The following is a 19,495-nucleotide window of genomic DNA, read 5'->3' as shown; positions in this document are numbered from 1 at the left end:
CGACGTGGCGGTGCTGAACGCGGCCTCCAGCAGCGTCGGCCTGGCCGCGATCCACACGGCCAACCGCGTGGGCGCCACACCGATCGCCGTCACCCGCACCCGCGCCAAGAGGCAGCGGCTGATCGAGGAGGGCGCGGCTGAGGTGATCGTCTCCGAGGAGGAGGACGTGGCGGGACGAGTGCTGGCGCTGACCGGCGGCAGGGGCGCCGAGTACGTCTTCGACGCCGTCGCCGGACCGGGCGTGGTTGACCTGGCCCGAGCCGTGGCCCCCGATGGGACGCTGTTCCTGTGGGGCGCGCAGAGCGGGCAGCCGACGCCCTATCCGGGGTTCGACCTGGGCATGCCGGCGCTGAACATGCGCACGTACACGGTGACGCGCGAGATCACCCACGATCCGCAGCGGATGCGGCGGGCGGCGGCGTTCGTCGCCTCGGGCCTGCGTACGGGGGCCTTCCGCCCGGTGGTCGATCGTGTGTTCCCGCTGGAGGAGATCGTGCAGGCGCACCAGTACATGGAGTCCAACGCCCAGTTCGGCAAGATCGTGGTCACCGTGGCCCACTGACTGCCGGAGCTCAGGAAACCTTCTGGGCGATCAGCACTTGCAGCGCCACCGGTTCGACGAGTCGCCCGCTTGGATCGGCTGCCAGCAGAGCGTCGGTGATCTCTCGCTCGAAGGCGGGCCGCCGATCGCCGAGCAGCCGCCGCAGCGGGAGCGAGGTCGAATACAGATAGCCGATGATCCGGTCCACCGTCCATGACCGTTCGAACTCATAGACCACTCGGGTGACGTCCCGAAACGGCGAACGAGCCAGCACCGCTTCATGCGGCTCGGCCTGCGTCCCCGCATTGGCCTGGGGGAGCGGGCCCAGGAAGCGGTGCTGCACTTCTTCGATGGCGTGCTGCCACGGCGTGACCGCTCGCGCCATGCAACCGTCATTGGCGATCACCACGCCGCCCTCGTCCTCCACCATGCCGGCCAGCGTCCCCAGCACCTGCTCACGATCCATCCAGTGGAACGAGCGCCCCATGGTCACCAGCCGGAACCGCCCCAACTCATCTGGCAGGTCCGCTGAACTGCCAGGCACCCAGGTCACGTTGCCGACCTCACCCGCGAGGGCCTGCCGGGCGGCCTCGGCGAGCATGTCCGGCTCAGGATCGACCCCAACCGCTTCCGCGACATGCCCGGCAAGGGGAATGGCCAGTTGGCCGGTGCCGCAGCCCAGGTCGAGCAGGCGTCCAGAGCCGTCGAGCCCGAAGCGCCGGATCAGATCGTCGAAGAACGCCTTCGGATAGCCCGGACGAAAGCGCGCGTAGAACACACCTGTCCCGGCGAACAGTCCACCACTCGACACCACGCCACCCTAGCCAGAGGCGCACGGCGGCCGGCCGGGGGCCGGATCACGGTTCATCCTGATTGATGAGGGTTCTCCGGCCGCTGCTCCTAGAAGCGGTTCGGCCTGGAGGACGAGGTGGCCGGGCGATCGCGTCCCTAGATTCGTGACGTGTTCAAGAGAGCCGTGGTCGCCCGAGCGCTGCGCAGGGCCGCCGTGTGGTGCGCGGTGGTGGTCGTACTGGCGGCCATCACCGGGTTCTGCTACGAGTCGGTGGCCCGGCAGGGCGATCCACCCGCGCCTGGGCGGCTGGTGGACGTGGGCGGCCATCGGCTGCACGTGCACTGCACGGGCTCAGGAGCGCCGACCGTCGTGCTCGAGGCGGGCTTGGCGGAGTCGAGCGCGAGCTGGGACGTGATTGACCAGTGACCCGTCGGGCTCCAGGCGCAGCAGCCGGCCCTCCGGAGACGAAACGATCAGTAGCCTGCCCTCCGGCGACCACGCGGTGCACAGCGGCAACGACGCGACCCGCGCGACGACCTCGCGGCCGCCATCGAGATCGACGGCGATGACCTCACCCGCGTTCCAGTCGGAGACGTACAACCGGTCATCGTGCCACCGCGGCGACTCGACCAGCCCTCGACCCGTCAGCAACGTGCTTACCTTGCTCATCGCCACCACGCCCTTGTCCGTCGTGAGAGCTCGGCTTGCTCATCGTCCACACGAATGGCCGTCGATCAAATCGACAGTCCCGTGCCCTGCCGGTGAACCCCGGATAAGTTGCCACATGTGACTGATATGCGAATCGTGTACCGAAAGTACGGCGGAGCATTGCACTGGAACCACCCCGGCCGATTGCTGGGCGAGGACGAACACGGAGTTTGGGTGGACGTGCCCGGCGGAACAGTCGCCCGCAAGGGCGAAGGCCCGCCGATCACATGGGAGACCACCGCGATCATGCTCTTCCCCCGAGACGCCTGGTGGACGGCATCCTTCAACTCACCACCACACCGGAGCGAAATCTACGTCGACGTCACCACCGTCCCGGAGTGGGGGGATGGCGAGGTGACGATGCTGGACCTCGACCTCGATGTCATCAGAATGCGGGACGGACGCCTCATCCTCGACGACCAGGACGAGTTCGCCGAACATCAGGTCCTCCTTGGCTATCCACCCGAACTGATCGCCCAAGCGGAAGCCAGCGCCCATTGGCTGATGGACGCGGTGGGCCAGAGAAAGGAACCCTTCGGCGGCGCGCACCTCGAGTGGCTGGCACGGACTGGGCAACCCAGCTAAACGTCTTCCGTTTCCCGGCGCTGCAGCTTCTCGTACCCACCACTCCGCCCGCGGGAGCGTCGTAGACGAGGGACGCCGCCCCGCACCCGTTCCCGCGCCGGCAGATCCTTGTCCGCGCACCGCTGGCGGGGCTGGAACTTGCCGCCGGAAATTCCGGCGTTATCAGCCCATGGCTGCATTTCGGTCCTTACCATAATGGCCGCGGTGATCAACGGTGAGAGTCTCCGGTGCAGACGCCGCAGGGAGTTCCAACGTGCGAAAGATCGCAGCCACCACCCTCGCCGGAGCCGGCGCGGCTCCGGCAATGGCCGAGGTCGCGCCCGACCGGTCCCAGGTCGTCGTCATCGGCCACCGCGGTACGGCGGGCCACCGGCCTGAGCACACACAGGGCGGCTACGAGCTTGCCGTGGCCATGGGCGCCGACTGGATCGAGCCCGACCTGGTGCCGACCAAGGACCACGTGCTGGTCGTCAGGCACGAGAACGAGATCTCCGGCACCACCGACGTGTCGCTGCACCCCGAGTTCGCCGCGCGCAAGACCACCAAGGTCGTCGACGGGCGCAACGTGACCGGGTGGTTCACCGAGGACTTCACGCTGGCCGAGTTGAAGACGCTGCGAGCGGTCGAGCGGCTGCCCGCCATCCGCCAGCGCAACACCGTTTACAACGGCTACTACCAGGTGCTCACCTTCCAGGAGGTGCTCGACCTGGCCAAGCGGCTCTCGCGCCAGTACGGCAAGCAGGTCGGAGTCTTCCCCGAGACCAAGCACCCGACCTACTTCAGGTCCATCGGGCTGCCGCTGGAGGAGCCGCTGATCGAGACCGTCAGGCGCAACGGGCTCGACCGGCCGAACAGCCCGGTGGTGGTCCAGTCGTTCGAGCCGTCCAGCCTGAAGCGGGTGGCCAAGGAACTGCGCGTGCCGCTGTGGCAGGCGCTGGGCACCAGCGGCCAGCCGTACGACCTGACGGCGGCCGGAGACCCCACGACGTACGCGGACATGATGAAGCCCGAAGGGCTGGCGAAGATCGCGGAGTACGCGCAATGGATCGGGCCGGACAAGTCATCGGCGATCCCGATCAACCCGGACGGCAGCTCGGGCACCCCGACGACGCTGGTGTCCGACGCGCACAAGGCGGGACTGAAGATCGGCGTGTACACCTTCCGCAGCGAGAACCAGTACCTGCCCCTGCAACTGCGCCGCGGCCAGGTCCCGACCGACCACGGTGACGCGCTGGCGGAGTACCGCGCGCACCTGGACCTGGGCGTGGACGCCTTCGTCACCGACTACCCCGACGCCGCCGCCCTGGCGAAGGCCGAGCGGGGCAAGCCGCACCAGCCCGTGCTCCCGAAGCAGTTCGACAACGGCCTGCCAGAAGAGGGCCAGGAGTAGACAAGGGTGCCGCCTCCCGCGTGGAGGCGGCTTCCTTCCCGTCAGACCGTCAGTCGGCCTCGAGGCCGTAGTTTCGCAACCCTCCCTGGGCGCGGGCCACCGTGAGCTTGTACGTGCGCTGGTTCAGCGTCGCCCGCGACGGGCGGTGCCGAAGATGGATCTGGTGATCTCCCGGCCGAGGGCGGACGCCGCCGACCGCGCCATGGAGCGGAACTCCTTCGACTCCAGCACGCTCTCCAGCACGGACTGCTTCGGTTCGCGTTCCGGCTCCCTGCGCCTTTCCGGCTCGCGCGGGGCTTCGGGAGCGGGACCGGCGGGAGTCTCGGCGGGTTGCTGCTGCGCGGCCAGCTTCTCGGACAGGATCTCGTAGGCCGACTGGCGGTCGACCGCTGCGCCGTACTTCCACTGAAGCGGCGAGGCGGCGATGACGCCCTGGACCACCTCCGGGCTCGACGGTGCCATGAGCGTCTGAGGGGCGCGCAGGCGCGTCCAGGCCACCGGGGTAGGCGCGCCCGTCTCCGACAGGACCGTGACGACGGCCTCGCCGATGCCAAGCTCGGTGAGCAGCCGCTCCAGGTCGTAGGAGGAGTCGGGGAAGGTCGAGACGGTGGCTTTGAGCGCCTTGGCGTCCTGGGGGGTGAAGGCGCGCAGGGCGTGCTGCAGGCGCGCGCCGAGCTGGGCCAGCACGTCGGCCGGTACGTCCTTCGGCGTCTGGGTGACGAAGAACACGCCCACGCCCTTCGACCGGATCAGCCGCACCGTCTGGGCGATCGACTGCAGGAACGCCTTGGACGCGCCGTCGAACAGCAGATGCGCCTCGTCGAAGAAGAACACGAGCTTCGGCTTCTCGACATCGCCCACCTCGGGGAGCACATGGAAGAGATCGGCGAGCAGCCACATCAGGAAGGTGGAGAAGAGCTGCGGCCGGTCCTGCACGGCGGGCAGCTCGAGAATGGAGATCGTCCCATGGCCGTCCTGCGCCACGCGGAGCAGGTCGCGCACGTCGAACTCCGGCTCGCCGAAGAACGCCTCCGCCCCCAGCGCTTCGAAGTTGGTCAACGAACGGAGGATGACCCCTGCCGTCGCCGCCGACAGCCCGCCGATCCCGCTGAGCGCCTGCGGAGTGTCGGTCAGATACCGGATGACCGCGATCAGGTCCTTGAGGTCCAGCAGGGGCAGTCCGTGCTTGTCGGCGAAATAGAAGATCAAACCGAGCGACGACTCCTGCGTCTCGTTGAGCCCGAGGACCTTGGCGAGCAGGGTCGGCCCGAAGGCGGTCATGGTGGCGCGGATCGGGACACCGTCCCCCAGACCGCCCAGCGAGAGGAACTCCACCGGACAGGCCGCGGGCTGCCACGTCTGCCCCACCTCGGTGGCACGCCTGGTGACGCGCTCGGAGGCCGTGCCCGGCGAGGCGAGCCCCGACAGGTCGCCCTTGATGTCGGCGAGGAAGACCGGAACGCCCTGGGCCGCGAGTTCCTCCGCCATGAGCTGGAGGGTCTTGGTCTTCCCCGTTCCGGTGGCCCCGGCCACCAGTCCGTGCCGGTTCAGCATGCTCAGAGGGATCCGGATCTGCTCTGAGGGGTCGGCGGTGCCGTCCTCACGTACCAGGGCCCCGAGCTCCAGCGCCGGCCCCTCGAAGTCGTACCCCTTCATCGCTTGGGCTTTCTGTCAGGAGGGCCACCCGCCCTCTTGTATTCCGTGGTCCGGAACCCTTGCCGGTTGTGAACGTGCATCTGATGAGCGCTCCCGCCGTCGCGGCCAGGCACACGAACCGCCGTCTGGCGAGCATCGCCCTCCCCCCGGCTGGGTTCATGCCGGCCGGGCCCGCTCAGGCCCCGCTTTTCACGGTAGGCGGCGGCTGGTCAAGCTCACCCCAAAGGCGGGTCGGCGACATCCTCAGGTGGGCAGATCCGGGGCGGTCTCCCGACGGTGCGCCGGTCGGTGCGGCCTCGTTGAGAGAGGGCCGGGAGCCGACGGGGTGCTGGCGATCCCTGCTGGGATCTCGTCCGTCGCCCGTGGAGGACCGACAGGCACCACAACGGCCTGAGCCTGGTGTGACCGCAGGGAGGGCTGGGTGCGGCGATCATCGATCACGAAGACTCTTCATCGACTCAACTTCGATCACTTTCGATCGATACTATGAGTCCGGCGAGGAGGATTATGACGAACACTGCTCCCGGCCATTCGATCAAGGCGGCCGGGCCGCTGCTCACCGCCTGGGGCGCCGCGGCGGGGCCGGAAGGCCTGGCCGGCTCGTTGCTGCCGCCTGACTCGGCGCTGCCCGTGCCCGCCGCCGGGGCGGACGTCTGGGAGCGCGCCGCGGATCGCCTCGCCGCCGTCCGCGAGCAGGCGGAGGCTCGTCGCGGGTGAAGAAGCCGCGCTGCCCCTTCAGCCCGCCCTCGGTGATGATGTACTCGTCGCCGTCGCCAGGCAGGAAGCCGACGGCGGCCGGCGGGTAGTCCGGGGGCATGTCGGCCTCCGATGACACAGGGCTGAGAGCGCGCTGTCACGCGCTCGCAGCCCCCGAACAACCGCCCACACCTTCGACTGACGGCCACCACCGCCTGACCAGGCGAAGATCTGCGGACGATCTCCAGCCGCGCCATCCCAGCTCGCGCCGGTCACAAGGGAGCGCCACCGAACCCGATCTCGTTCCCATCCGGATCGCGGTCGATGGCCTTGAGGGCCATTTCGAGTCCTTCGATTGGCAACCGCAGCTGATCAAGAGCTTGTAAGTACGACGAGCGCCACCTGGTCGCTCCGACCCCTCTGGGCGTCGGCGTCGTGGACCTGCGCGGCAATGTCGTCGAAACCCTCATCACGGTGAGTGCGAAGCAGGGCTTCTATCCCCGGTTCGACGCTCGCGGCAAAGGCTGAGGGGCTCCGTGATCATTTCTTGTCGACCAGTTCGTAGCCGCCCTTGATCACCGGCGCGTCGGCCGCGGGGGCCATGCACTTGCGCAGCTGCCCGTCACCGGGCTGGGGACCCCCGCTCAGCCCGATCCGGCTGGGGCCCCCGCCTTTCCCGGCGACGTAGAAGCTGACACCCATGCGCGTACGTTCCTTCAGCAGTTCCTCCCAGGGGCCGCCGGGGGTGACCCTGGTGAGCGTGCCGGTGATGGTCGCGGTGGGTCCGCCGGTGGTCAGGCAGTCGACCTCGAGATCACCCCAGTTGGTGAACCATGTCCCGTCAGGCAGCTTGAGCCGGTGGGAGATCCGGAACGTCCCCCACGATCTGGTGGGCGTGGAGGCGCCGTTCGGATTGAACGCGGCGTGGGCGTCGACCGTGACCTGGATGTCGTTGTCGGGCGCCGGGAAGTACATCCTGGCCCACCCCTTGAGATGGGAGGTCTTCACGCCGGGCGCGGCCGGGCTCTCGAGGGCGGACGGGCCTGGGGTGGGCGCGTCGGCCGTGGCCTAGGACGCGGGGGAGATCGCGGCCGTGAGGGTGGCGGCGAGGCCGACCGCGGCGGTCAGGCCCAGAACGGACGCGCGGCGGGTCCGGTTGATCATTGCGTGCACTCCGATCGAGCGGGTCGTACTTTCGACCTCACGAGCCTTTCGACCGGCACCCGGCTGTGGTTCCCCCGCCCGGGGGATCATGCTCCCCCTCATGGGCGAACCCCGCTGGGGCCAGGGGAGCGAGCGGCCGGTTCTCGCGGAAGCGGACGATCGGGGCGAACCGCCGGCCTCGGCTGCTCCGTCCACGGGCGCCCCGCCCCCGCATCGCCGGCGCCCCTTTCACCCTCCACCAACTCAGCAATGAGAGTCGGAAGAGACGCCGTCCATGGCCATGTACCTGGGCCATGGACGGCGTCATGCGCGATCAGCCACGGTCGGTGGCGGCTCAGCCGGACCTTCTGGCCATGCTCGGCTGGGAGAAGGGCGGGGTCGCGAGCGAGCCGCCCCAGGGGAGACGGTCGGTTGGCCACACCTCAGGCTGCCGCCTGACCTTGGTCTCGGCTCTGCCGCCTACCGGGCAGCGGAAGCCGTGCGGAGGAACGGTCAGCGAGATCAGGTAGTTGTCGATGGGTACCGTGCTGCACTCGTCCTTGCCGTAGATGCGGTGCCCCCAGCCCTCGTAGGTGAGCAGCACCGCCTTGGGGCCGAGCTGGCGGGCCACGTTGGCGGACCAGAGGTACGGCGTGGAGGGGTCGTGGAGCGAGTTGCCCAGCAGCAGCGGAGTACTGCCCGTGTAGCGCAGCCGGTGCTGCGGGTTGGTGGTGGGATGGCCGAGGCAGACGGGCAGGTCCTCGATCGGCATCGGGTTGAGGCGCATGTCGGGAGCGAGGCGGCCGGAGCTCTGCAGCAGTGCGGCGTACTCCCGGTAGTTGCGGACCCGCAGGTTGTAGTCCTCGCAGAGGATCGCGGTCGGCAGCTGGGCGACTTCGCCCGTCACAGGCTGCCGGCCGGGCAGCGGAGGCACCCACTCCGGCAGCGGCCCGCCGTCCAGGGCACGCAGCATCTCGCTCAGCAGTTGCCAGGCGGGCCCCTCGGTGCCCAGCACGCCCTGCCAGAGGACCTGCACCTCGGTCATCGGGCGATCCGTGACGCCCGGGTAGTACAGCTCGCCGCTGCGCGCCTTGGCCAGCAGCCGCTCCCACACCGCCCGGACGTCCTGCCCGTGCAGAGCGCAGGCGGACTCGTTGTCACACCAGGCGACGAACTCGTCGAAGGCGTCCTCGACGGCGGCCGCCTCCGTGTCGAGGAAAGCCTTGACGCCGAGGCTGTGGTCCATGTTGCTGTCGAGGGCCAGGGCACGGATCCGGTGCGGGAACAGCTCGGCGTACATCTGCCCGATCAGCGTGCCGTAGGAGATCCCGTAGTAGGTGAGCTTCTCCTCGCCGAGCGCGGCGCGGATGGCGTCCAGGTCCCGCGCGACGTTGACCGAGTCGACGTGGTCGTACAGAGGGCCGGTACGGGCCCGGCAGTCCTGGCGCAGCCTCTTGGCGTAGGCGGTCCACTTGGCGAAGTCGGCCTGGCTGGTCATGACCGCGTACGGCATCTGGTTGTACACCGACGCCGAGCAGATCACCGGGTGGCTGCGGCCCACGCCCCTGGGGTCGAAGCCGACGATGTCGAAGCGCCGCTGGAGTTCCTCGGTGAAGAAGCCGGGGGCGCCGTACGCGGCCTCCACGCCGGATCCGCCAGGGCCGCCCGGGTTGATCACCAGGGAGCCGATCCGGGCCGCGGGATCGGTGGCCTTGCGCCGGGCGAGGGCCAGGTCGATGGTGGGGCCGTTCGGCTTGGACCAGTCGATCGGGACGGCCAGCGTGCCGCACTCGGCGGAGGGCTCCTCCTCGCAGGGCGCCCAGACGATGGCGCCTTTCGCAGCCTCCGCCGGGGCTCCGTCCGGGGTGGCCGCGCCTGCGGCCGTCGAGGCGGGTAAAAGCGCCGCTAACGCTACGAAGGCGGCAGCCAGCACGCCGTACTTTTGTCGCACAATGCTCCAATCGTCGTCGGCTGGCCCCCGCGCGGCACGCGGCCGACTCTGATCATCCCCGTCGACGGCCTCGTAGCCCGGCGGCGCGCGGTGAGCGCGCGCCGCCGTGGGCAGGCCGAGCGCAACATCCAGCCGATCCACACCGTCGGTACGTCCTACCACGAAACATCCGGACATGTCCGAGACTTATTCACGACATGATCAGAATTGACATGATCTCGGCAAGGCCGGCGGCGCCCACCTGACTCATCGGTTCGCCATGCTGGAAGAACTCGGCGCACAGCGCGCCGAACTGGAGGGATCGGACCTGTCCGCGGTGGCGGTCATCTTCCTGCTGTCCACGAATCACCCGGTCGCTTCGAGTCGGCGGAAGCGGCTGCCGTGGAGGACCAGCGGCGGCACGCCATCGGAAGCGGTCCGCAAGGCGTGGATCTCCAGCAGGACGATGCTGTGGTCGCCCGCCGGCGCCTCCTCGTGGATCGAGCAGTCGAACCATGCGGCCGCACGCGCAGGCCGCGCCGACCTGGGTCGGCTCATTGCTGGAGGGTCTGGCTGCGTTCGATGAGGTCCAGCATCGCCTTCTGGATCTGGCGCAGGACGCCGACGATCTCCTCGGCGGCTGCGGCGATGGCTGAGTCGCTGGGGGCGACGGGAGGTTCGAGCAGTTGGGCCACGGTGTCGGCGAGGACCTGGTCAGGGTCGTCGACGCCGTGGGGGGCGGCGGCCGGGTCGGACAAGGCGGCGCCGAACCCGGTGAGCACGGCGTGCACGGCGTAGGTCAGGTCGGGCAAGGGACGGTCGTGGCGGATCAGTCCGTGGCGGTGATGGATCGGCATGCCCGTCTCGCACAGCGCGCTGGGCGTGGTGCGGGCGAACAGCTCGCGGTCGCCGGCCTGCTGCGTGAGCAGTCGCAACAAGTCGGCGTCGCCGCTTTGAACGCGGCGGGCCAGGGGGAGTTTCAGCCCTGTGCGGATCAGTAGCGGGGCCATGCGGTGCGGCAATACGGTGGCGGGGTCGGCGGTGATGCGGGTGATTATCTCGTCCATGAAGGTCAGCAGTTCGCGGGCGAACAATCCGAGGATGAGGTCCTCTTTGGCGGGCCAGTACAGGTAGACGGTGCCCTTGCCGACCCCTGCCGCGCGGGCGATCTCGCTGACGGTCACCTTGCGTACGCCGTGGTCGAGCACCAGCTCGCGTGCGCTGTCCAGGATGCGGGCGGCTTTGCGCGAGTGGCGCTCGATCAGCTGGCTCACCTGGGCTGTCCTCTTCTTTCGTGCTGGAGTCGGGTCACACGGCGGCGACGTCGAGGGTTTTGTTCTTCATGTCGGCGCCGTTCATTATCTTGCCCATGGCCTGCCCGATGACCGGCGCGCGCATGAGGCGGAGCATCACGGAGCGCATGATCTGTTCCTTGCGGTCGTGGGGCGTGAAGATCCTTCGCATGATCAGCGCGCTGTCCTGCTCGGTCTGGATGAAGGGCCGCATCCGGGTCTCCCAGGCCCGCAGCGCGCCGGGCAGGTCACCGGCGTGGCGCTGCAACATGGTGCCCAGCAGCTCGCCTCCGGCGATGCCGCTGGAGGCGCCCATGCCCGCGTACAGGGTCACGCACCAGGCGGCGTCGCCGACCAGGACCACCCGGCCCTGGTGCCAGCGCGGCATCTTGACCTGGTTCACCGAGTCGAACAGGAACTCCGGAGCCTGCTCGAACGCCGTGAGCAACCTCTCCAGGAGCGGTCCGGTGGGCTGCGGGCCGAACGCGGCGCGGATGGACTCGATCGGTGGGCGGGCGAACTCGGCGTCGACGTCGCCGGTGCGGTAAGAGAACAACAGGCCCGGCGCGTGGTCGGAGAAGGGGAAGATCCACGCTGAGCGTCCCGGCTCGGCCAAGGTCAGGCCCTGGTCCTGACCGAGGCCCTCGATCGGCTTGTCCAGGACGGTGGCGCCGATCATGTAGTTCAGCGGATGCAGGTACTCCTCGGGGCCGAAGGCCAGCTTGCGCACGGTCGAGCGCATCCCGTCGGCGCCCACCACCAGGTCGAAGCGCTCGGTGACGGTGGCGCCTGAGGCGGTGTCGCGCAGGGTGACCTCCGCCGCTGAGTCATCCTGGGTGATGTGGGTGGGCACGGTGGAATAGCGGATCTCCACATCGGCCGGCAGCGCGGAGAACAGCGCCTGCTCGATGTCGCCGCGCAGCACCACCCGCGGTTTGCCGGGCAGGCCGGCCAGGCTCATGCCGACGGTGTGGCGTCCGGCCCGGTTCACCTCGTAGGGGGCAGGCCGCGGGGTACGGTCGCCGATCGCCTCCAGCACGCCCAGCCGCCGCGCGGAGGCGAGACCTGTGCCGAACACCAGGATGAAGTACCCGCCTGAGCGGCGTGCCGGGGCCCGCTCCACCAGCACCGGCTCCCAGCCGACCTGCCGTAGCCGTAGCGCGGTGGCGATGCCCGCGATCCCGAGCCCCACCACCAGCGCACGGCCATGCCCGACTGCGTCCTTCATGACGCTCCTTTCCTGTCGTGTCACCACGACCCTATCTGACGAACTGACCAAATGGGTTCTATTGGTCAGTTGTAGGCAGGCGCAAACCGCTTCTCCTGGCTGTCCTTGCTGTGGAGGCCCGCATGCCGGTCAGCGCTTCGCGGCGCAGTCGTAGAGGGTGGCGCCGCCTCCCATGAGGCCGCCGCTCGTTGGACTGCCCGGCGTGGAAGCGGTGGGACTTCCCCCATAAGCGGCGGCGGGGACCTCGGCGCAGTTCTCTTTCATCCATTGCGAGCGGTGCGTGCTCGTCCCGCCCATCATGGCGCCGAAGCCGCCCCAACCGGATCCCAAGACGAAGCGCAGTTGCCCGGAACTCGTCCAGTCCTTCAGCTGCTGGACGGTCGGGGCGTCGTCGATGCCGATGAAGCCGCCCATGCCGATGACAGCGGCGTCACTGTCCAGGATGAAAGTGGAGGCGAACATGGAGCCGCCCTCGACGGCGAGTTTGATCCGGGCGGAGCCGGAGTTCTTGACGGCATAGTCCAGGATCTTGCGCTGGTCGGAGGTGAGCTCGGCGCCGCCGCCGGGGATTTCGGGCGGCATGCCACCGTTCCCGCTTGGGAATCCTTCGGGGAGCCCCATCCCCGGCGGGAGTTGCATCCCTTCCGGGAGTTCGAACCCGCCCGGAGCCGGGCCGCCTCCGCCCCCACGGCCGAAGGGCATGGCCGGCGGCCCCGCGGTGGGGTGGGCGCCGCCCATCACCGACGTGGAGCCGGGGACGCTGATCGCCCAGGCCGCGGGCGCCGACAGCACCGCGAGGACCGCGATGCCGAGGGCGGCGGGCAGCAGCCGCCGCCGGCCGGCGGACAGCAGGAGCAGGACGATCGCCGCCACTCCGGCCGCAGACCACCAGCCAGGTCCCCCACAGCACCCATCCGGCCGCGGCGAGCGGCTCACCGGGCATCGTGACTCCGCGCCGACGCAGTACGGCGACGGCCAGCGCCACCCCGCACAACGGCAAGCGCCACCGTTCACACCGATGAGTTCACGCCGTCCGCCTGGTCTGCTCTTGAAGACATGGGCTTCAGCGGACGGAGGGCAGCGGAATGAGCGGTGTGCAGCTAGGGGTCAGCCTCCCCACAGGCGGAGAGCACGCGACGCCGGAGGCGATCATCCAGGTGGCGGAGGAGGCGGAACGCGCCGGGCTCAGCTCGGTCTGGACGTACGAGCGGCTGTTCCGGCCGACCGTGCCGATCGCGATGGGCGGCGAGGGCGGGCCGGTGATGGACCCGCCGGAGGCGTTCGCCAACGTCTACGACCCCCTGGAGGTGCTCGGCCATGTCGCCGCCCGCACCGAACGGATCAAGCTCGGCACCAGCGTGCTGAACGCGCTGTTCCACAACCCGGTGGTACTGGCCCGGCGGATCGCCACCCTCGACCGGCTGAGCGGCGGGCGGCTGCTGGCGGGCGTCGGGCAGGGCTGGATGTCCCAGGAGTTCGAGGCCGCCGGGGTGTCGATGAAGCGGCGCGGGGACGGCTTCGAGGAACATGTGCGGGCGATGCAGGCCGTGTGGGGGCCGGACCCGGTGAGTTTCGAGGGGCGCTTCTACCAGATCCCCGAGTGCGAGATCGGCCCCAAGCCGGTGCGCGGGGGCGGCCCGGCCCTGCTCGTCGGCGGCGGCGCACCCGCCGCTATCGAGCGCGCGGCCCGGCTCGGCGCCGGGATGACCCTGGTGATCTTCGACTGGGACGCGCTGACCGGCACGATCGAGGCGTACCGGCAGGCGGCGCGGGCCGCCGGTCACCCCGCGGGCCCCATCGTGGTGCAGGTCAACGGGGCGGTGACCGCGAAACCGCTGAACGAACGGGCGCCGCTGACCGGCTCAGCCGAGCAGGTCGCGGGCGATCTGGACCGGCTGGACCGTATGGCCGTCGACCACGTCTTCTGGGCGATGCCCGGCGTGCCGGCCGAATGCGTCCAGTCCATCGCCCCGCTCCTGACCCGCTGACAGAGATGACGCGGCGAGCAGCTCTAACCGGCCGCCACCGTGCGCAGCGCACGGTAGAGCAGGCGGCTGTCGCCCAGGTGGTGACGTAGGAGCTTCTCCAGGCCACCGATCGGGATCAGGTTCTGGGGGGCGCGCGGGTCCTTGTAGTCCACGCCGGCCAGTGGAGGCAGGGCGAGGGTGACCTCGTCGGCCAGCCGTACGACCTGGGCCGGGTCCAGGTCGGCGCTGGCCTCGCAGCGTGCCACGCCCGCCCACGGGGCGGGCGACTGGACGGGGAGCCGCAGGTACCAGGCGTGCCGTCGCCAACTGGTGCCCATGAGGAACACGGGCGTGCGCTGGCCGGGCGTGAGCGCGGCGACGACCGCGGACTGCGGCGGCGGCAGGTAGGCGGTGTGGTGGGTCTTGATGTAGCCGACCGTGCGCGGCAGGTGTGTACGCCCGCGCAGCGGCCCGTCCACCAGGAGCAGGTCGTCGCTCCGTGACCGGTGCCGCACCGCCAGGTCCACCTCGAGCTGGGTGACCTGCCGTTGCAGCGCCAGGGACAGCTCCTCGAACGACGCGTCGGCGGCCTTGCTGGGGTGGTACGTGGCGTGTGTGGTCTTGACCTCGGGCGCGTGCGGGGAGGCGGAGATCAGCGTCCGGTTGACCTGGATCTCGGCCAGGTCGGCTCCGTCCGGGCCGCAGCGGACGATCCCGGCCGCGTAGGAGGCGGCGATGCCGGGTACGGGCATGGGCGCGTCAGGGTCGTGGACCCAGACGCGGGCGTCGATCCTGCGGACGCCGTCGGCGACGAGCAGGGTCTCGGGGGCGGAGGCGCCGGGTCCGGGCGTGACGGGTTTCCAGTCGGCGGGCGGCTGCTCGATGTCGAGGATCAGCTCGGCCGTGGTGTCGCCCAGCTCGGAGATGTTCTCGACGGCGAGGGCGGCGGCGTAGCCGGGGTCCCACGGGTCGACGGTGAATCCCGTCATGGAGCGATGGCCGCCTTCCGCACGTGGGAGCCCTTGCCGTCGCGCCTGACCTCGAAGCGTACGGGGACGCGGTCGGCGAGCGCGGGCACGTGGGTGACGACACCGATCATGCGTTCCTGGCCGGCGGCGAGGCGTTCGAGGGTGGTGGCGACGGTGTCGAGCGTGGCCGGGTCGAGGGTGCCGAAGCCCTCGTCCAGGAAGATCGAATCGAGCTTCCTGGCGACGGCGCCGGACAGGGCCAGCGCCAGGGCGAGGGCGGCCTGGAAGGTCTCGCCGCCGGACAGGGTGCGGGCGCTGCGCCGCATGCCGGCCTCGCCGTAGTCGATGACCTCGATGTCGCCGGTCTTGTCGGCGAGCGCGAGCTCGTACTGGCCGTCGGACAGCTCGCGCAGCGTGTCGGAGGCGGAGGCGACGAGCACGGCGAGGGCCTCGGCGCACAGCCAGCGCTCGAAGGCGTTGGCGCGCAGGCGCAGGGCGAGCTCGTGGGCGACCTTGGCCTCGTGCTCCTTCCGGGCGACCTGGCTTTCCAGGTCGGCGGCGCGTTTGCGTTCCTCCTTGAGCCGGTCGAGGGCGCTGTCGGCGCGGGCGACGGCGGCGGCGACGGCGGCGCCGAGCTGGTCGGGGGAGGCGTCGCGCGGGGTGACGACCCCGTGCTCGGCCAGGCGCTCGGCCAGCCTGCGGCGGTCGGCGGCGAGCCGGTCGCGGGCCTGGGCGAGCTGCCCCTCGCGTTCGGCGAGCGCGGTACGGGCGGCCTGCGCGGCGCGGTCGCGCCAGCCGAGCAGCTCGGTCCAGGCCCGATGCAGGTCCTCGCGGGCGAGGGGCGGCGGCGGGTCGTCCTGGGCGCCGGAGACGAGCAGCCGGTCGCGGGCGGCCTCCAGCGTGCGCCAGGCGGACTCGGTCTGGCGCTCGACCTGTTCGGACGCGGCCCGCGCCTGCTCGAGCTGGCCGCGTGCGGCGCGTACGGCGGTGCGCGTCTGGGTGGCCAGTTGGTCGGCCTTGGCAATGGCGGCCAGCCGCGCTTCGAGCTCGGCCCGGTCGCCGGGCGCGGGCAGCGCGGCCAGCTCGGACTCCAGCCGGGCAGCCTGCGTGGCCAGCATCGACGCCGAGGTCTCGGCCTTGGCATGGGCGGCTCCGGCGCGCTGGGCGCGTTCGCGGGCGCCTGCCAGGGCGCGGTCGGCGGTGCGCATGTCGGCGGGAGGCTCGTGATGGGGCAGCTCCGCGACCGGGTGCCGGCAGACGGGGCACGGCTCGCCGACGGCCAGCCGGTTGAGCAGGTGGGCGGCGGCGTGGGCGTCGCGCAGGCGTTCCCGCTGGGTCTCGGCTGCGGCGAGCGCTTGTTCGGCGGCGGTCCGCTCGGCGGCCAGGCCCTCGAGCGACGCGGCGGCCGACGTGGCGGCGGCGCGGGCGCGCGTGGCCTCGGCCTGCAGGCGTTCGCGGGCGTCGAGCGCGGCCAGCGCCGCACGGGGCGCGCCGCGATCGCCGAGCGCGGCCAGCGCCTCGTACGCCTCGTGCTCGTCGGCCTCCAGCCGGGCCACGTCGGCGGCCAGCGTCTCGACCGACTCGGCGGCGGCACGGCGGGCCGCGGCCAGGTTGGCGACGGCGGCGGGCATGCGCAGCGACGCCAGCACCGACTGGCGTTCTGCCACGGCGGCCCGTTCCTGCTCGGCGCGGCGGATGTCGGCGTCGCGGGCGCGCAGCAGGTCCAGGTCGGCGCCGATGGTCTCGGCCAGCCGCCGCAGCGCCGCCAGCCGCTCGCTCAGCTCCCGCTCGGCCTCCTCCGTCGCGCCGGACAGCTTGGCGAGCTGGTCGCGGGCGAAGGAAGCGGCCTGCTTGGCGGCCTCTTCCTCGCGGGCGGCGCTCTGCCTGATCCGCTCGTAGACGTCGGCGTCGAGCAGCTGCACCAGCAGGTCCTGCCGCTCGCGCGGCGCGGCGTGCAGGAACTCCGCGAAGCGGCCCTGCGGCAGCACCACGCACTGGGTGAAGAACCGGTACTCCAGCCCGGTCACCCGCTGCGCCTCCGGGGTGACGTTCTCGCCCTCGGCGATCGGCTTGACCACCGCGTCGAACGCCTGCCCGAGCGGCGCGGCGCCGTCCAGCTCGTCGAGCCTGGCCTCTTTGGTGCGCACCGCGCCCTTGGCGTCGCGCACCATCGCGCGGACCACGCCGTAGCGCCGGCCGTCGCTGTCGAACACCATGGCCACCTTGCCGGCGGAGACGGACGGGGCCAGCGCGTGGGCGACGGCGCCCTCCCTGCCCCAGCGCGGCACGGTGCCGTACAGGGCGAAGCAGATCGCGTCGATGATCGTGCTCTTGCCCGCCCCGGTCGGGCCCACGAGCGCGAAGTACTCGGTGTCGGAGAAGTCGACGGTCACCGGCTCGCGGAAGCTGCCGAAGTGGTCCAGGTGCAGCAGCAGGGGACGCATCAGCCGGTCACCTCGTCGTAGAGCCGGTCGAACAGCGCGGCCACCTGCTCGTCGTGGCGCCCTGTGGCGGTCAGGTAGTCGCGGAAGAGCTCGCGCGGGCTGTGCTCGGCCGAGCTCGCCCTGCGGGTTGCGGGCACAGGCCTGAACCGCTCGTCCAACATGACGTCGACGGTGCCCGACAGCAGCTCGCGCACGTCGTCGGCCAGGCCGACACGTGGCTTCTCCTCCACGATCACCTTCAGCCAGTCGTCGCCCGGCTCGATGCCCTCCAGCTGCTCCAGAGTGCCGCGCACGGTACGCAGCCGGCGGGCCGAGGTGAACGTCAGCTCGTTCACCACGGCCGGCCGTCCGGGGGAGACCTCGACCAGCAGCGCGCCCGGGGTGTTACCCTCCTCGCCGAAGTCGACGGCCAGCGGCGAGCCGCTGTACCAGATCGGGCACGGGCCGGGGATCTGCTGGCGGCGGTGCAGGTGGCCGAGGGCGGCGTACTGGGTGGCGGTCGGGAACGCGGTCGGCTCGAAGTAGTAGGAGAAGATCGACTGCGCCTCCCGCTCGCCGCCCCCGAACGCGCCGCCGGGCAGTGTGCCGTGGGTGGTGATCAAGTTGACGGTGTCGGCGTGGAAGCCGGCGGTGAGCGCGCCGATCAGCTCGCCGATGCGGGAGGCGTAGTCGCGGTTGTGGTCGGCGGCCGTGCCGGTGAGGACCTCGGCGGCGCGTACGACGTACCGGTGCGACAGGAAGGGGAGCACGGCCAGCCGCACCGGCTCGCCCGAGCGCGCGGTGAACGCGAGCGTGCCGCCCGCGTCGGGGCGCCGGAACGAGCCGATCACGTGCAGGCCCAGCTTGCCGAGCACCGGCCGGTAGACCTCCAGCAGCTGCGGGTTGTCGTGGTTGCCGGCCAGCACCACCACGTCCCGGCCGTCGCCGCGCAGCGCCATGAGCGCGTTGAGCACCAGCGACTGCGCCTCGGGCGTGGGCGCGGAGGTGTCGAACAGGTCGCCGGCCACGATGACGGCGTCCACGTCGTGGGTACGGGCGGCGGAGACCAGCTCGCGCAGCACGGCCCGGTGCTCGTCAATCCGGGGGCGGCCCTTGAGCACCTTGCCCACGTGCCAGTCCGCGGTGTGCAGGATCTTCACGAAACCACCTGTGGTCAGAAGGGCGGGATGTCGTCTTCGACGCCGGGCAGGCCCTGGAACGGATCGGCGGAAGCCTTCGCCGGCGGGGCCGCCGCCTCGGAGGGCCGGGTCGCCCAGGCCGGGAAGGGGAACGCGACGGCCAGCGGCACCGGGATCTCCGGTTGGGCGACGAACATGGTGCCAGGCTTGGCGATCGTCGCGCGTTCCCGGACGGCCGGAGGCAGCCAGCCGTACTCGGACCGGGCGGCCTCGGCCGGGTCCAGACGGCCGGCGACGCGTACGGCGCTGTTGGAGACGATGCGCCGCTCCACCTCCGAGGCCGTCTGCTGGGCGCCGATGAGGATGACGCCGAGCGAGCGGCCCCGCTCGGCCACGTCCAGCAGGATCTCCTTGATGGGGGAGTCGCCCTCGCGCGGCGCGTACTTGTTCAGCTCGTCCAGCACCACGAACAGCAGCGGCCGGGCCGTGCCCGAGGACTCCTTACGGTGGAACTCCCCGCGCAGCACCACGCCCACCACGAACCGCTGCGCCCGTTCCGGCAGGTTGTGCAGGTCCACGATCGACACCTGCGCGTCGGAGGTGCGGACCGAGTGGCTGCGGTAGAACGGCAGGTCGCCCCGGACGATGGGGGAGAGCGGGCGCACCGCGCTGCGCAGCCGGCGCAGGAAGGCGTTGACGGTGCCGAGCGGCGTCTGCGCGCCGCTCCACTCGCCGCGCGCGCTCTCGTCCTGCAGCTGGTCGGACAGCATCTCGACGAGGTCGGAGAACGTACGGCAGGCGATGCCGCGCACCATGATCGCGCCACCGTCGCCCACCGGCTCGGCCCACGCCTTCAGCCGGGCGGCGACCTGCCCCACCAGCAGCGAGTAGCCGGCCCGCTCGTCGTCGGCGTCGGCGAACACGAACCGCAGCAGCTCCTCCTCGCAGAACTCCACCAGCGTCCAGTAGAAGGAGCTCACTCCCTGCGTGCGCGCCGAGACGTGCGGCACGCCGTTGGGGTCGCCCGGGCGCGGCG

Annotated in this window: 19 protein-coding genes; 6 read left to right on the top strand and 13 right to left on the bottom strand. The window is 70.9% G+C overall.

The features are described 5' to 3' along the window. Window positions 1-562, top strand: a 562-nt coding sequence (locus tag AB0J09_RS28915) for a zinc-binding dehydrogenase (RefSeq protein WP_360697760.1), incomplete at its 5' end; no start/stop codon positions are given. Between the two features lie 10 nt (window positions 563-572). On the opposite strand, the gene AB0J09_RS28910 is transcribed toward AB0J09_RS28915, so the two are convergent. Further along, window positions 573-1,319 (bottom strand): class I SAM-dependent methyltransferase, encoded by a 747-nt coding sequence (locus AB0J09_RS28910; RefSeq protein WP_360697757.1) that lies wholly within the window; start codon window positions 1,317-1,319, stop codon window positions 573-575. A gap of 183 nt (window positions 1,320-1,502) precedes the next feature. Here AB0J09_RS28910 and AB0J09_RS28905 point away from each other — a divergent pair, with 183 nt between their 5' ends. The 3 genes from AB0J09_RS28905 (at window position 1,503) to AB0J09_RS28895 (ending at window position 4,017) form a co-directional block, all read left to right on the top strand. Beyond that, a complete protein-coding gene (locus AB0J09_RS28905) occupies window positions 1,503-1,760 on the top strand; it encodes a hypothetical protein (protein WP_360697755.1) in 258 nt (85 codons plus the stop codon). Between the two features lie 456 nt (window positions 1,761-2,216). Further along, window positions 2,217-2,627: a DUF402 domain-containing protein gene (locus AB0J09_RS28900; protein ID WP_360697752.1), complete on the top strand. Its 411-nt coding sequence runs from the start codon at window positions 2,217-2,219 to the stop codon at window positions 2,625-2,627. Between the two features lie 253 nt (window positions 2,628-2,880). Continuing rightward, on the top strand, window positions 2,881-4,017 hold the full coding sequence (locus AB0J09_RS28895) for a glycerophosphodiester phosphodiesterase (RefSeq protein ID WP_360697749.1): 1,137 nt from the start codon (window positions 2,881-2,883) through the stop codon (window positions 4,015-4,017). A gap of 123 nt (window positions 4,018-4,140) precedes the next feature. Here the strand turns inward: AB0J09_RS28895 and AB0J09_RS28890 are convergent, their stop codons facing one another. After that, window positions 4,141-5,673: a helicase HerA-like domain-containing protein gene (locus tag AB0J09_RS28890; protein ID WP_360697746.1), complete on the bottom strand. Its 1,533-nt coding sequence runs from the start codon at window positions 5,671-5,673 to the stop codon at window positions 4,141-4,143. Window positions 5,674-6,180: 507 nt separating this feature from the next. On the opposite strand from AB0J09_RS28890, the gene AB0J09_RS28885 reads away from it, so the two are divergent. Then, on the top strand, window positions 6,181-6,390 hold the full coding sequence (locus AB0J09_RS28885; protein ID WP_360697743.1) for a hypothetical protein: 210 nt from the start codon (window positions 6,181-6,183) through the stop codon (window positions 6,388-6,390). A gap of 519 nt (window positions 6,391-6,909) precedes the next feature. Here AB0J09_RS28885 and AB0J09_RS28880 read toward each other — a convergent pair. From AB0J09_RS28880 to AB0J09_RS28850, 7 genes are all read right to left on the bottom strand, one after another. Next, window positions 6,910-7,377 carry a hypothetical protein gene (locus AB0J09_RS28880; protein ID WP_360697740.1) on the bottom strand — a complete coding sequence of 156 codons (468 nt, stop codon included), beginning with the start codon at window positions 7,375-7,377 and terminating at the stop codon, window positions 6,910-6,912. Between the two features lie 490 nt (window positions 7,378-7,867). Next, window positions 7,868-9,463 carry an alpha/beta fold hydrolase gene (locus tag AB0J09_RS28875; protein WP_360697737.1) on the bottom strand — a complete coding sequence of 532 codons (1,596 nt, stop codon included), beginning with the start codon at window positions 9,461-9,463 and terminating at the stop codon, window positions 7,868-7,870. A gap of 190 nt (window positions 9,464-9,653) precedes the next feature. Then, window positions 9,654-9,812 (bottom strand): hypothetical protein, encoded by a 159-nt coding sequence (locus tag AB0J09_RS28870; RefSeq protein ID WP_360697734.1) that lies wholly within the window; start codon window positions 9,810-9,812, stop codon window positions 9,654-9,656. Further along, the gene (locus tag AB0J09_RS28865; protein ID WP_360697732.1) at window positions 9,809-10,000 is read right to left on the bottom strand and encodes a flavin reductase family protein; all 192 of its coding nucleotides are present in this window, start codon (window positions 9,998-10,000) and stop codon (window positions 9,809-9,811) included. Before AB0J09_RS28865 ends, AB0J09_RS28870 begins: the two co-directional genes overlap by 4 nt. After that, the gene (locus tag AB0J09_RS28860; protein ID WP_360697729.1) at window positions 9,997-10,716 is read right to left on the bottom strand and encodes a helix-turn-helix domain-containing protein; all 720 of its coding nucleotides are present in this window, start codon (window positions 10,714-10,716) and stop codon (window positions 9,997-9,999) included. Before AB0J09_RS28860 ends, AB0J09_RS28865 begins: the two co-directional genes overlap by 4 nt. A gap of 34 nt (window positions 10,717-10,750) precedes the next feature. Next, window positions 10,751-11,962 (bottom strand): FAD-dependent monooxygenase, encoded by a 1,212-nt coding sequence (locus AB0J09_RS28855; protein ID WP_360697726.1) that lies wholly within the window; start codon window positions 11,960-11,962, stop codon window positions 10,751-10,753. Window positions 11,963-12,091: 129 nt separating this feature from the next. Further along, a complete protein-coding gene (locus AB0J09_RS28850; RefSeq protein ID WP_360697723.1) occupies window positions 12,092-12,835 on the bottom strand; it encodes a hypothetical protein in 744 nt (247 codons plus the stop codon). Between the two features lie 212 nt (window positions 12,836-13,047). Here AB0J09_RS28850 and AB0J09_RS28845 point away from each other — a divergent pair, with 212 nt between their 5' ends. Beyond that, a complete protein-coding gene (locus AB0J09_RS28845) occupies window positions 13,048-13,950 on the top strand; it encodes a TIGR03619 family F420-dependent LLM class oxidoreductase (protein WP_360697720.1) in 903 nt (300 codons plus the stop codon). A gap of 23 nt (window positions 13,951-13,973) precedes the next feature. Here the strand turns inward: AB0J09_RS28845 and AB0J09_RS28840 are convergent, their stop codons facing one another. The 4 genes from AB0J09_RS28840 to AB0J09_RS28825 all read right to left on the bottom strand — a co-directional run. Continuing rightward, entirely contained in the window at window positions 13,974-14,918 is a 945-nt protein-coding gene (locus AB0J09_RS28840; protein ID WP_360697717.1) for a hypothetical protein, read from the bottom strand. Then, window positions 14,915-17,341: an SMC family ATPase gene (locus AB0J09_RS28835; protein ID WP_360697715.1), complete on the bottom strand. Its 2,427-nt coding sequence runs from the start codon at window positions 17,339-17,341 to the stop codon at window positions 14,915-14,917. The genes AB0J09_RS28840 and AB0J09_RS28835 overlap by 4 nt, the downstream gene beginning before the upstream one ends. Beyond that, complete coding sequence (locus AB0J09_RS28830; RefSeq protein WP_360697712.1) at window positions 17,341-18,480, bottom strand: exonuclease SbcCD subunit D; 1,140 nt, start codon at window positions 18,478-18,480, stop codon at window positions 17,341-17,343. Before AB0J09_RS28830 ends, AB0J09_RS28835 begins: the two co-directional genes overlap by 1 nt. A gap of 14 nt (window positions 18,481-18,494) precedes the next feature. Next, the coding region (locus AB0J09_RS28825) for an ATP-binding protein (RefSeq protein WP_360697709.1) at window positions 18,495-19,495 on the bottom strand (1,001 nt) is incomplete at its 5' end.

The organism is Nonomuraea sp. NPDC049784 (genome assembly GCF_040659615.1).
Taxonomy (GTDB): domain Bacteria; phylum Actinomycetota; class Actinomycetes; order Streptosporangiales; family Streptosporangiaceae; genus Nonomuraea.
The sequence above is the reverse complement of the archived record's forward strand: the minus strand, read 5'-3'. Positions and strand labels throughout refer to the sequence as shown.

Bases quoted from the DNA above. Each gene is read 5' to 3' on its own strand.
- AB0J09_RS28890 (WP_360697746.1), bottom strand. From the start codon at position 5,673: ATGAAGGGGTACGACTTCGAGGGGCCGGCGCTGGAGCTCGGGGCCCTG.
- AB0J09_RS28840 (WP_360697717.1), bottom strand. From the start codon at position 14,918: ATGACGGGATTCACCGTCGACCCGTGGGACCCCGGCTACGCCGCCGCC.
- AB0J09_RS28885 (WP_360697743.1), top strand. From the start codon at position 6,181: ATGACGAACACTGCTCCCGGCCATTCGATCAAGGCGGCCGGGCCGCTG.
- AB0J09_RS28865 (WP_360697732.1), bottom strand. From the start codon at position 10,000: ATGAGCCGACCCAGGTCGGCGCGGCCTGCGCGTGCGGCCGCATGGTTC.
- AB0J09_RS28855 (WP_360697726.1), bottom strand. From the start codon at position 11,962: ATGAAGGACGCAGTCGGGCATGGCCGTGCGCTGGTGGTGGGGCTCGGG.
- AB0J09_RS28835 (WP_360697715.1), bottom strand. From the start codon at position 17,341: ATGCGTCCCCTGCTGCTGCACCTGGACCACTTCGGCAGCTTCCGCGAG.
- AB0J09_RS28845 (WP_360697720.1), top strand. From the start codon at position 13,048: ATGAGCGGTGTGCAGCTAGGGGTCAGCCTCCCCACAGGCGGAGAGCAC.